The 12,526-nt window shown below is 59.0% G+C and carries 10 protein-coding genes; 1 reads left to right on the top strand and 9 read right to left on the bottom strand.

The genetic code is table 11. The features are described from left to right. Positions 1 to 119: 119 nt before the first annotated feature. The 3 genes from HMPREF3130_RS04665 to HMPREF3130_RS04655 form a co-directional block, all read right to left on the bottom strand. A complete protein-coding gene (locus HMPREF3130_RS04665; protein WP_172954647.1) occupies positions 120 to 2,417 on the bottom strand; it encodes a polyribonucleotide nucleotidyltransferase in 2,298 nt (765 codons plus the stop codon). Between the two features lie 478 nt (positions 2,418 to 2,895). Further along, positions 2,896 to 3,165, bottom strand: a complete 270-nt coding sequence (rpsO, locus tag HMPREF3130_RS04660; RefSeq protein WP_016422594.1) for a 30S ribosomal protein S15 — start codon at positions 3,163 to 3,165, stop codon at positions 2,896 to 2,898. Positions 3,166 to 3,306: 141 nt separating this feature from the next. Further along, positions 3,307 to 4,302, bottom strand: a complete 996-nt coding sequence (locus HMPREF3130_RS04655) for a bifunctional riboflavin kinase/FAD synthetase (protein WP_042388641.1) — start codon at positions 4,300 to 4,302, stop codon at positions 3,307 to 3,309. A gap of 64 nt (positions 4,303 to 4,366) precedes the next feature. Between HMPREF3130_RS04655 and truB the strand changes: the two genes are divergently transcribed. Next, on the top strand, positions 4,367 to 5,353 hold the full coding sequence (truB, locus tag HMPREF3130_RS04650) for a tRNA pseudouridine(55) synthase TruB (protein ID WP_070429431.1): 987 nt from the start codon (positions 4,367 to 4,369) through the stop codon (positions 5,351 to 5,353). 16 nt (positions 5,354 to 5,369) lie between these two features. Here the strand turns inward: truB and HMPREF3130_RS04645 are convergent, their stop codons facing one another. The 6 genes from HMPREF3130_RS04645 to infB form a co-directional block, all read right to left on the bottom strand. Further along, complete coding sequence (locus HMPREF3130_RS04645) at positions 5,370 to 6,083, bottom strand: 4'-phosphopantetheinyl transferase family protein (RefSeq protein WP_168157911.1); 714 nt, start codon at positions 6,081 to 6,083, stop codon at positions 5,370 to 5,372. Beyond that, positions 6,062 to 7,438, bottom strand: a complete 1,377-nt coding sequence (locus HMPREF3130_RS04640) for an MATE family efflux transporter (protein WP_016422590.1) — start codon at positions 7,436 to 7,438, stop codon at positions 6,062 to 6,064. The genes HMPREF3130_RS04645 and HMPREF3130_RS04640 overlap by 22 nt, the downstream gene beginning before the upstream one ends. 4 nt (positions 7,439 to 7,442) lie before the next feature. Further along, positions 7,443 to 8,504 carry a DHH family phosphoesterase gene (locus tag HMPREF3130_RS04635; RefSeq protein WP_016422589.1) on the bottom strand — a complete coding sequence of 354 codons (1,062 nt, stop codon included), beginning with the start codon at positions 8,502 to 8,504 and terminating at the stop codon, positions 7,443 to 7,445. 42 nt (positions 8,505 to 8,546) lie between these two features. After that, on the bottom strand, positions 8,547 to 8,978 hold the full coding sequence (gene rbfA / locus HMPREF3130_RS04630; protein ID WP_016422588.1) for a 30S ribosome-binding factor RbfA: 432 nt from the start codon (positions 8,976 to 8,978) through the stop codon (positions 8,547 to 8,549). 361 nt (positions 8,979 to 9,339) lie between these two features. Beyond that, positions 9,340 to 10,068: a hypothetical protein gene (locus tag HMPREF3130_RS04625; protein WP_016422587.1), complete on the bottom strand. Its 729-nt coding sequence runs from the start codon at positions 10,066 to 10,068 to the stop codon at positions 9,340 to 9,342. Positions 10,069 to 10,088: 20 nt separating this feature from the next. Continuing rightward, the coding region (infB, locus tag HMPREF3130_RS04620; RefSeq protein ID WP_083304789.1) for a translation initiation factor IF-2 at positions 10,089 to 12,526 on the bottom strand (2,438 nt) is incomplete at its 5' end.

Genomic DNA, 12,526 nt, shown 5'->3' with positions numbered 1-12,526 from the left:
CTTCGAAACCCGAGATTAACCCAAAACAAAAGCGCGGTTAGGTCAATTTGTGACCTAACCGCGCCATCGCTACACGCGTTGTTGGAGGCTACCTAAAGCACATCCTCCGTCGCCAAGCATTAATCGTCTTCGACCGGAACCAGCGAGATCTTGCCGCGGTTGTCGATATCAGCGATTTCGACCTGAATCTTGTCGCCGACATTGATGACATCCTCGACCTTCTCGATGCGCTTGTCGCCACCGAGCTTGGAGATGTGGATCAGACCGTCACGGCCCGGAGTCAGGGAGACAAAAGCACCGAAAGCGACAGTCTTCACGACAGTGCCCAGGTAGCGTTCGCCGACCTTCGGCAGCTGCGGGTTAGCAATGGCATTAATCTGCTCGATTGCAGCGTCCGCGGCCTTACCGGAAGTTGCCGAGACAAATACGGTGCCGTCGTCCTCGATAGAGATATCAGCACCGGTTTCCTCGGTGATGCCGTTGATGGTCTTGCCCTTCGGACCGATGAGCTCACCGATCTTCGAAGCCGGAACCTTAACGGTGGTGATCTTCGGAGCGAGACCACTCATCTCGTCCGGAGACTCGATGACCTCAGCCATGGTGGACAGGATGGCCAGACGTGCATCACGAGCCTGGGACAGAGCATCGGCCAGAACCTTCGACGGAATACCGTCGAGCTTGGTGTCCAGCTGCAGTGCGGTAATGAAGTCCGCAGTACCAGCGACCTTGAAGTCCATGTCACCGAATGCGTCTTCGGCACCGAGAATATCGGTCAGTGCGACGAAGCGGTTCTCACCGTCAACCTCGCCGGAAACCAGGCCCATGGCGATACCGGCAACCGGAGCCTTCAGCGGCACACCGGCGTTGTACAGCGACAGAGTCGAAGCACAGACCGAGCCCATGGAGGTCGAACCATTGGATCCAAGAGCCTCGGAGACCTGGCGAATGGTGTACGGGAATTCCTCGCGGGACGGCACGACCGGCAGCAGAGCGCGCTCAGCCAGTGCCCCGTGACCAATCTCGCGGCGCTTCGGAGAGCCAACACGACCGGTCTCGCCGGTGGAGTACGGCGGGAAGTTGTAGTGGTGGATGTAGCGCTTGGAGGTAACAGGAGTCAGCGAGTCAATCTGCTGCTCCATCTTCAGCATATCCAAAGTGGTGACACCCAGAATCTGGGTCTCGCCGCGCTCAAACAGCGAAGAGCCGTGGGCACGCGGAATCAGACCGACCTCAACGCCCAGGTCACGAATGTCGGTGACACCGCGACCATCGATGCGGAAGCCCTCAGCCAGAATCTTCTCACGGACAATCTGCTTCATCACTGCGTTGTATGCAGCGCGAATCTGCTTAGATGCAGCTTGCTCGTCGACATCATCGGATACGAAGCGCTCCAGCAGCTGCCCCTCGACGTCCTCCATGTACTCATTGGTGGCGTCATCTCGTTCCTGCTTACCCGGAATGGTGAGCAGCTTGGCCAGCTTCTTAGCGGACTTCTTCTCGACTGCGTTAAAAATCTCATCGCTGTATGCCGGGAACAGCGGGAACTCCTGCGTTTCCTTCGCTGCGCGCTCAGCCAGACCCTTCTGTGCCTCACACAGAACCTTGATGTGCGGCTTTGCTGCCTCGAGGCCAGCGGCGACGATGTCCTCGGTCGGCGCCGGTGCACCGTCAGCAATACGCTTGACGACGGTCTCCCCTGCTCCGGCCTCCACCATCATGATGGCGACATCTTCGACGTTCTTGCCGCGACGCTTGCGGGTGACGATACGGCCAGCGACGACCATCTCGAACAGAGCCTGCTCGTGCTGCTCCTCGGTCGGGAAAGCGACCCATGCACCCTCTGGGTGCTTGTCATCAGCAACAAGCGCGATGCGGACGCCACCGACAGCGCCGGAGACCGGCAGCCCGGAAAGCTGAGTTGCAGCTGACGCGCCGTTGATTGCGACAACGTCGTAACGGTCCTTCGGATCCCAGGACATGACGGTGACAACAACCTGTACCTCGTTGCGCAGGCCCTTGACGAAGGTCGGACGCAGCGGACGGTCAATCAGACGACATGCCAGGATGGCATCGGTAGACGGGCGGCCCTCACGGCGGAAGAACGAACCCGGAATCTTGCCCGCAGCGTACATACGCTCTTCAACGTCGACGGTCAGCGGGAAGAAATCAAAGCCCTCGCGGGGCTGGTTGGAAGCGGTGACGGTGGACAGGAGCATGGTCTCCTCGTCCAAGTAGGTGGTCACCGAACCATCGGCCTGACGAGCCAGCTGGCCCGTTTCAAAGCGAATGGTGCGGGTGCCGAAATCACCATTGTCGATGGTGGCAACGGCCTCGGTAATACCGAAATCCTCATCAAAGAAAAATTCAACAGCCTTGCTGTTGGCCATAGGTTTCTTACTCCTAGAAATAGCGGCGATCATCGATGTCGCCTGTAAAAGATCGAATGAACTTCGTTTGCGTCACGCATTCTACCAGCTAACGCGGAAAGTTCTCGTATTGGACGGATCGGAGATCTCTCACTGCATCTGGGTTCTTGCACCTACGCGGGGTTCTAGGAGTTTGCGGGGCGGGGGGCACTTATCGATGACTTTTCTTGACTCATCGATGGTTTACCGTGTCTTATCGACGAATTACCGTGTCTTATCGATGGTGCCCCGGCACTTATGCGCACGCTTTCGATCAGCCCCTCCACCTGTCGATGAGGTATTCACTTGTGGCCACGCTACAGCGCATCGATGAGTGAATACCACAACGACAAGTGATCAAAAAAAAGACCCGCCGTGAGCTTCCATCCAATGGAAACCCAAACGGCGAGTCTAAAAAGCTTAAAAGCCTTGAATTAACAGAGCAACTTACACCAATGAAGCTCTGACAAACAGGACCTTAAGGAGAACCTTAGCGACGCAGACCCAGGCGCTCGATCAGCTTACGGTAGCGCTCAACGTCGTTGTCCTGCAGGTACTGCAGCAGGCCCTTGCGGCGACCGACCAGCAGCAGCAGACCACGACGGGAGTGGTGATCGTGCTTGTGGAACTTCAGGTGCTCGGTCAGCTGACGAATACGTGCGGTCAGCAGTGCAACCTGAGCCTCCGGGGAACCGGTGTCGGTCTCGTGCAGGCCGAACTCCTTGAGAATCTCAGCCTTTTCTGCAGTGTTCAAAGCCATGTAAATCTAACTCCTTGAATCAAATTATGGTCGTTTTTTCAGTCCACATTCTCGGCTTTCCCGGAACCAAACAGCGTCTGGCAACTGGTTCCTCGCAACTGCTTGTGGACCGCAGTCACAGCCGACGTTTTACTTTAACAGCTAATCGGTCTTAGCCAAAATGGCTTCGGTGTCTGCCACGTCCTGGTTCATCCGGTCAATGAGCTCCTCGACCGAGTCGAACTTCTCCATGCCGCGAATCCGGTCGACAAACTCAACCTGCCCAGCGGTGCCGTAGAGGTCCGCATGACGGTCAATCACGTAGGCCTCGACCGTTCGATCAGTGTCTCCAAAGGTCACATTAGTGCCCACCGACACGGCCGCTGGGTAGCGCACCCCAAACTCGATATCGCCCTTCGGGTCCGGCTCCGGGCGGGCTGCCGTCGGCTGAACCGTGAACCATGCCGCGTAGACACCATCAGCCGGGATTGCCAGGCCCTCAGCGAAGTCAATATTGGCGGTCGGAAAGCCCAGCTGCGCTCCTCCACGCCCCTGACCTGGAAGAACATCACCATCGACACGGTAGAAGTACCCGAGACACGAGGCGGCTGCGGACACCGCACCGTCGGCAAGCAAACCGCGAATACGTGTCGACGAAACACGTTCGGTCGAGTCCGCGGCAGTGACGTCGAGAAGGTCGACGATGGTGACGTCGACCCCACACTTACAGCCGTGCTCCGGCATAGTCTCGGCGGTACCTGCGGCCTTCTGCCCATAGGTGAAGTTCTGGCCAACGAAGACGGCCTGTGCATTCAGCTTGTCGCGGACAACGGTGCGTACAAAGTCTTCTGCGGGGATGCTGGAGAAGTTCTTGTCGAAAGGCACGACAAGCATGGCATCGATTCCCTCCGCTTCTGCCAGCTCGGCGCGACGGGACACGGTGGACAGTGCCGGCGGCACCTTATCCGGGGCAAACAGCGCTACGGGATTGGGATCGAAAGTCATCAACAGCGACTTCACGCCACGAGCGCGAGCGTCACTGACCGCAGCAGCTATCAGGCGCTTATGCCCAAGATGAATACCATCGAACACTCCGATGGTTACGACCGTGTCCCCCAGGTCTTCGGGTGCATTGTCCAAGCCATACCAAATCTCCACAAAGAGCCAGTGTAACTGGTCACCGTTTAACACACCGCATATAGCGCAACATAGGATTGCGTCTATGACCGACTTCGATCCGATTGCAGACTCCGGCATTGTTATCGTCGACAAGCCCCAAGGCTGGACAAGCCACGATGTAGTGGGCAAACTCCGTCGCATCTTCCGCACCAAGAAGGTCGGCCACTCCGGTACCCTCGACCCAATGGCCACCGGTGTGCTCGTCCTCGGCATCGGCCGCGGCACCCGTTTCCTGCCACATGTCCACGCCGACACGAAGTCCTACCAAGCCACCATTCGACTCGGCGCTGCCACGCTTACCGACGACGCCGAAGGCGAGTTGCTCTCCGAATCCTCGGCGGCATCGGTGACTGATGAAATGGTTCGAGCGGAAATTGCGAAGTTCACCGGCACAATCATGCAAAAACCCGCGGCGGTATCAGCGGTGAAGATTGACGGTGTCCGCGCCTACGAGCGCATCCGCCGTGGTGAGAAGGGCGATATCCCTGCGCGCCCAGTGACGATCACCCGCTATGAGGTTCTGGACATCCGCCACGACTCCGATCCTTCGCGCCCCGGGGAGTGCATCGATATCGACGTGGAGGTCGACTGCTCTGCCGGCACTTTCATCCGCGCCCTAGCTCGTGACTTGGGGGATGCACTGAGAGTCGGTGGTCATCTCACTGCTCTGCGGCGTACTGCCGCCGGCGTTTTCACTATTGATGAGGCGTTGACTATCGACGAGCTCACGGCGAAGGCCGAGCAGTTCGACACCGCCCATCCAGAAATTGCGGAGATGCGACGCCCAGTCCCGGAGCGCGCCGCTTCCTTGCTGCCGATGAGTCTGGACGAGGCCTGCCTGCGTTGCTTTGATACCCGCGAAATTACTGAACAGCAGGCGGCTGATTTGGCTCAGGGCAAGTGGCTGGAGCCGATCGGAAAACCTGGAGTCTATGCGGCGGTGTCACCAACGGGAAAGGTTCCGGCGCTGCTCACAGAATCTGGCAAACGGGCTAAGACGGTCTTCGTGGTGCGCCCGGCCACGCTGTGACTACCTCTCAAGGATTTTAAGACTGCTCGAGCCACACCGCGGTTGCAACGATGCCTGCACCGCGAGCCCAGAAGCCTTTTACTCCGCAGAAGGCGTCGGGAATCTCACGGTGAAACGTTAGCTGTAAAGGTCCGCCTGTGAGTCCTCGGGAAAAACCTCGCGCTGCTATCCGTTTCTTTCGCAGTTGGACGGAGACTTCGTCGAAGTCTAGCCACTGCCCGACTATCGGCTCCCAGAGTTTGTACATTGATTCCTTGGCGCTAAATTGCACCAGCGGGTCAAGGCGTGCTTCGTCAGTGCGCAAGACTGCCTCGATGATTCCTAACTCTAGAGTCTGCTCGACCTCGACATCGATGCCAATCCCCTGCAGCTGTTCAGCGCTCGCGGACACGGCTGCCACGGCCCCGTCGCAATGGCTAATTGACCCCACGACTCCTCGCGGCCACAGCGGCGCTCCGGTGGTCGACATGCCAATCCCATGTGGGGCAGGCTCTCCTAGCCGTTGCACCGCCTCATGCGCAGCGAGGCGCCCTCGGGTGAAATCGCGGATTCGAACAGGTGCTGCACCATCAGACAGCCTGAACTCAGCGCTACGGAGCTGCTGCAATTCCGCATCACTAAACGGACGCTCGGCATTGGAGTCAATAACTAGCCGGCTACGGGCGGGCAAATGCCTGGCCAGGTACTCCTGGACGTCGACAAGCACACTCATGCGCTGATGCCGTACCATTTCTCTCCACGGAAACGGGTAGCGACAAAGATGAGTCGCAGAATCATGAAGGCCAAGAGACCGCACCACACGCCGGTCAGCCCCCAGCCAAATGCCTGCGCCAGCCAGACCGGTGGGAGGAAACCGCACAAGACCGCGCTAACGGTGGCGTTACGGAGGAAGGCTGCGTCGCCGGCGCCGAGCAAAACGCCATCGAGCGCAAAGACGACACCGCCGATAGGAATCATTGCGACAAGAATCCACCATGGCCCTGCGGTGACTGCGTCAATCACGCCTGTGGCGTCGGTAAAAATGCGGACGATGCTGGCATTACCCACTGCGAAGACAACCGCTAGGCCGAGGGCAATGACGCTTGACCAGACAGTAACTCGCTTGCCAGTCCAGCGGGCAACAGACGTGGAGCTACCTCCCAACGCTGCACCGACGAGCGTCTGTGCAGCAATGGCTAGCGAGTCGAGCACCAACGAGATCAGGTTCCACAGTTGCAGCATGACCTGGTGTCCACCGAGCGTGGTCGGCCCAACGCGGCCAGCAACCGCTGCGGCAGAGAGGAACGCTACCTGGAAGGACAAGGAGCGAACGATGAGATCGCGGCCGAGGACCAGCTGGCTTTTGATAATGGCGCCATTCGGGCGCATGGAGAGCTTGCGGCTAGAGCACTCTTTGAAAAGACGGCGGAGGAACAGCCCGCCGGTAATCAATTCGCCGAAAAGAACGGCCATCGCAGAGCCCTCGAGACCGAAGGCGCGGACCAGCGGCACAATCACAATGGCGGCCGGAACAAGGCCTGAGAGCACATATAGCAGCGGCGCGCGGGTGTTTTGGATACCGCGCAACCAACCATTTCCAGCCTGCGCAATCAACGTCAGCGGAATGGCGAAGGCAGCAACTCGCAACCACTGCCCGGCATCATGAGCGACCTCCGGATGAGGAGCTAACCAACCGGTAAATACTGGTGCCAACCCCACGATGATGGCAAAGAGGCTAAGGCCCACAAAGATGGCGACCCACGTCGCTTGCAATCCCTCTTCAACCGCCTCGTCCACGTTGCCCCTGCCAAAGGCTCGCGCTGATCGGGCGGTCGTGCCGTAAGCCAAGAAAGTGAGCTGCGTAGTTACCACGGAAAATACCGTCGAACCAGCGGCAAGCGCCGCAAGCTGGACAGCTCCAAGCCGACCAATGACAGCCGTATCCAGCAGCACATAGAGTGCGGGCGCGGCAAGAACACCCAACGCTGGCAGCGCCAGCGAAACGATTGCGCGAAGGCTGACATCTGACTTCGCACTGTGCCCGGTTCGCTCTATGCCAGTTTGCTCAATCTCAGTGCGCTCCTGAGTTTCTCGCGAGTCCGACAATCCCCTAGGCCTCGCTCGTGCCTCGGCGTGCCTGGGCTGCGACATCGCTGGTGTCCAGGATGGCCTGCAGCAGCTCATCCTTGCTGCACTCCCGAGTCAGACCGGCGGCACGCTCGTGGCCACCGCCGCCAATTTCCAGGGCGACCTGGGAGACATCGACAAGCTCGCGAGAACGCAGCGAGACGGCCCACTGGTTTGGCTCATACTCCTTAAGCACGGCACAGACGTCGGCCGCATTAGTCGTACGCACAATGTCCACGACCGATTCAATCTCATCGTGGCCAACTTCGGCGGTCTGGTCGTGCTCAATGACGACGTGGATTAGGCCAGCGCCGTCGCCCCACTCGGGCACCAATGTCGCGGTGGAAAGCACCTTGCCCAGGAATGGAAGGTAGGAAAACGGATGTTCTTCCAGCAGCTGTGCACCAATCGTGCGCGGATTGAGCCCCTTATCCAGCAGGCGCGCCGCTGCAGTGTGCATGCGGGAATGGCCGAACTGGAACGATGCGGTGTCCGTCAACAGCCCTGCATAGAGAGCATGAGCCATCGGCGTGGTCAGCTTGATACCCCAGACACCAAAGAAGTCCAGGAGCACCATGGTCGAGGACTCTGCGCGTTCGTCAACCATGTTGACGGACCCAAAGCGAGTGTTGGTCGCGTGATGGTCAACATTGATAACGCGGTCGGAGGCCATCACGCGATCTTCCAGCGCACCGAGGCGCCCCGGGCTTGCGCAGTCGACAGTCACCCACGTGTCAATGTCTTCATCCAAGTCCGTGTACTCGACAAATCGCTCCCATCCGGGGATGGTCAGCAGCGACTTGGCTGGCAAATCGCTCTCACCGTAGCTGGCTACAGCCGAAATGCCACGTTGTACAAGAGCCATGACCATCGCAGATGCGGCACCAATCGCATCCGCATCGGGGTGAACATGGGCAATGACGCCGACCTTCTTGGCGTCGGCAAGCATATCCTGCATCTGCTGAATCGGCTTGGACATGCGGCGATTAATCGCCTGGGAAAGCTGGTGAGCTGCCTGCTCCTGAGCCTGCGGAGAAGTTGTCACGTGGGTGCCCCTTTCATCGATAGATGTGGCCGGTGGAGAGTTTTACTCCTCGTCGCGGTATGGGTTGGCATCGCCTGCGGGCTTTGCGTTTCTAGCCTGCTCAGCCAATTCCGCGTCGCGCGCGCGAGTCTTATCGAGCAGCTCCTCAAGGTGCGCGGAAATCTCCGGCACGGTGTCAACCTCAAAAGCCAGCGTCGGTGTGTAGCGCACACCGGTGCCACGACCGACCAGGGAACGCAGCTGCCCCTTCGCCTTTTCCAGCGCTGCTGCTGCCGACTCGTAGTCCGGTTCCTCGTCGAGCGTACGTCCGCGCACAGTGTAGAAAACTGTGGCGTCGTGCAAATCGCCGGTGACGCGGCAGTCGGTGATAGTCACAAACTCCAGCCGCCGGTCCTTAATCTCACGCTCAATTGCGCTGGCGACAATCTCCTGAATACGCTTGGACAGCCTGCGCGCGCGTGCTGGATCTGCCATTTTTGGCTACTCCCTATCTATCTCTACCTGTGCGTAACGATTCGTAGCTAGACCCCATTTAGCGTGGGGCCTGAAGTGCCCCTTCGCTGACAAAGACCCATTTGGGATCCGGCAAAACGGTTCAATACAAAGGACTGCTAATACTAACACGCAAAACACTACTCAACTTCGAACCGCATGTTTCGCGACTTCGCCCGCACCCGTTTACCGAGTGCAGCCAATTGCTTCGCCGCACGCTCGCCCTTTGTTATTAACCCATTAATCATCACGACAACACTGCCACCACCATCGATGTCATCGACGGCATGGGGAGTCGCTACTACGGAATTGCGCAGCTGAAACGCAGCCTACCCGTACGCTCTTAACGGCGCTCCACGAAGTTGTACATCGGTAACCCATTAACATGAGAGCAGTCAGGCAGTGAATCCATCACACTGTCCTGCAATGGTGTTTCTCCCTCGATGCCGAAAATCCATTTAACCGCAGCATTGCCTAAATCCAGCGGATGGAAAAGGTAACTTACCTCACCATTTTTATCCTTGGGCGCCGCGCTGCCATGGGTTTGTTCCCATTCAGCCACATCCGTCGGATGTAGTACCTCGACGTGTTCACCGTTAGCGAACGGTACCTCGAAATCCAACAGTCGTCCAGAGCTGAAAAACCGCTGCATGTCAAAATCATAGTCTTCGCAGCTTGCTGCTAATTCCCTGGTAGGAGTCTTGTAGTGGCAGAAATCGACAACACTATTGATGCACAGTGACCAACTCTCGCGAGGATCGTTCGCCAACGCTGGGTCCTCAATAAGGTCGTATACGTCGTCGGTCCCGAAAAGCAGCGTTGGCCCAAACGCTACCGCGTGGAAGTACCAATTATGACCATCCTCAATGGTTTCTTCGGAATCAAAGGCGAATTTCCCTGGCCAAATCTTGTCCAATTGCGCAAGAGTCTCCTCTGCGCTCGCAGGAGGATAATTCAAAATATTCGTTCGCGGCAGTTCATCTGAGAGTGCAAAGAGATTAGTTTTGAAGCCCATAACGAACACGATACGCAAAAAGGCGCTCCCCGAAGGGAGCGCCTTATCAAAGTTCACGCAGTGTTTAGCTTACGTTGCTACGTGCGCGGAACCTCGACCATCTCGTAGACCTCGATAACGTCGTCCACCTGGATGTCCGGGTAAGACAGCACCATACCGCACTCGTAACCGGCTGCGACCTCGGTAGCATCGTCCTTCTCTCGCTTCAGCGACTCGATAGTCGCCGAATCCGTAATGACGTTGCCGTCACGAACCAGGCGAGCCTTCGCGTTGCGGCGGACCTTGCCGGACTCGACCATACAGCCGGCGATGAGGCCAACTGCGGAGGACTTGAAGATGGCGCGAATCTCTGCACGACCAATCTCCTTCTCCTCGTAGACCGGCTTGAGCATGCCCTTCAGAGCAGCCTCAACATCCTCGATAGCACGGTAAATCACCGTGTAGTAGCGGATGTCAACGCCCTCAGCGTTGGCAACCTCTGTGGCCTTACCCTCGGAGCGAACGTTGAAGCCGATGATGACGGCGTCAGACGCAGCAGCCAGCGTGACGTTGGTCTGAGTAACAGCACCGACACCACGGTCGATGATGTTCAGTGCGACCTCGTCGTCGACCTCGATCTTGAGCAGGGCTTCTTCCAGTGCCTCGACGGTACCGGCGTTGTCGCCCTTCAGGATCAGGTTGAGGGTGTTGGTCTCCTTCAGGATCTCGTCCAGGTTCTCCAGGGAGACGCGCTTGCGACGACGTGCTTGCAGCGCATTACGACGACGTGCGTCGCGGCGGTCTGCAATCTGGCGGGCCGTACGATCCTCGTCAACAACCAGGAGGTTGTCACCAGCACCCGGTACGGAGGTCAGGCCGAGCACCTGAACCGGACGGGAAGGACCGGCCTCATCGACGTCGTTGCCGTACTCATCGACCATGCGGCGAACACGACCATATGCGTCACCGACAACGATGGAATCACCGACGCGCAACGTACCGCGCTGAACGATAACGGTTGCCACCGGACCACGGCCACGGTCAAGGTGAGCCTCAATGGCGACACCCTGAGCGTCCATATCCGGATTGGCGCGCAGATCCAGCGAAGCATCGGCAGTCAACAGCACTGCTTCGAGAAGCTGATCGATGTTGAGACCTTGCTTAGCGGAGATATCGACGAACATAGTGTCGCCGCCCCACTCTTCGTCAGTGAGACCGTATTCAGTCAGCTGACCACGAATTTTCTGCGGATCTGCAGTTTCTTTATCAATCTTGTTGACTGCAACGACAATCGGCACATCAGCGGCCTTGGCGTGGTTAATAGCCTCAACCGTCTGCGGCATGACGCCGTCATCAGCTGCAACAACCAGAATCGCGATATCGGTCGACTTGGCACCACGAGCACGCATGGCGGTAAACGCCTCGTGACCCGGGGTATCCAAGAAGGTAACCTTGCGCTTCTCACCGTCGAGCTCCACCGGCACCTGGTAGGCACCGATGTGCTGGGTAATACCACCGGACTCGTGGCCACCGACGTTGGCCTTACGAATCGTGTCCAACAGGCGCGTCTTACCGTGGTCGACGTGACCCATCACAGTTACCACTGGCGGGCGCTGCTCCAGGTCCTCATCGTCGCCCTCGTCCTCACCGAACTGGAGGTCGAAGGACTCGAGGAGCTCGCGGTCCTCATCCTCAGGCGAGACGACCTGGACCTTGTAATCCATCTCGTCGCCGAGCAGCTGCAGGGTCTCGTCGGAGACCGATGCAGTTGCCGTCACCATTTCGCCGAGGTTGAACAACGCCTGGACCAGCGATGCTGCATCGGCGTTAATCTTCTCAGCGAAGTCAGACAGGGATGCACCACGTGCGAGGCGAATGGTCGTGCCCTTACCGTTGGGCAGCTTAACGCCGCCTACCACGGATGGTGCCTGCATTGCCTCGTACTCGTTGCGCTTCTGACGCTTCGACTTACGTCCGCGACGCGGGGCGCCTCCTGGTCGCCCGAATGCACCTGCAGTTCCACCGCGACGTCCGCCGCGACCACCGCGCGGTCCGCCACCCGGGCCACCCGGGCCGCGACCACGGCCGCCGAAGCCACCGCCACCGCCACCGCGGCTTGCCTTTGCAGGCATCTGCCCCGGGTTCGGGTGCGAAGGCATCATTGCCGGAGTCGGACGATTGCCGCTCGGCTTATTACCGCGGCCCTGTCCACCCTGCGGGCGAGGGCCACCCTGGCGTGCTCCCGGCTTCGGGCCCGGACGGCCGTTTCCACCCTGCGGGCGAGGGCCACCCTGGCGTGCTCCCGGCTTCGGGCCCGGACGGCCGTTTCCACCCTGCGGACGCGGCATGTTGGACGGCCGCGGTGCCGGACGGGAGGATCCGCCGGTCGAGAATGGGTTGTTCGCCACACGCGGTGCGCGTGCGCCTGGCTTCGGCCCTGGCTTCGGGCCAGCAGGCTTCGGCGGGCGTGGCATTTCTTGTCCCGGCTTCGGCGAACGGGACGGTGCAGCTGGCTTGGCACCCGGCTTTGCCGCCG

Origin of the sequence: Corynebacterium sp. HMSC14B06 (assembly GCF_001807075.1) — a bacterium.
Taxonomy (GTDB): domain Bacteria; phylum Actinomycetota; class Actinomycetes; order Mycobacteriales; family Mycobacteriaceae; genus Corynebacterium; species Corynebacterium jeikeium_D.
This window is presented reverse-complemented; position numbering and strand designations above follow the sequence as displayed.

What these genes read in the sequence shown, in the direction of transcription:
- truB (WP_070429431.1), top strand. Translation starts at nt 4,367, where the DNA reads ATGACCGACTTCGATCCGATTGCAGACTCCGGCATTGTTATCGTCGAC.
- HMPREF3130_RS04645 (WP_168157911.1), bottom strand. Translation starts at nt 6,083, where the DNA reads ATGGTACGGCATCAGCGCATGAGTGTGCTTGTCGACGTCCAGGAGTAC.
- rbfA (WP_016422588.1), bottom strand. Translation starts at nt 8,978, where the DNA reads ATGGCAGATCCAGCACGCGCGCGCAGGCTGTCCAAGCGTATTCAGGAG.
- rpsO (WP_016422594.1), bottom strand. Translation starts at nt 3,165, where the DNA reads ATGGCTTTGAACACTGCAGAAAAGGCTGAGATTCTCAAGGAGTTCGGC.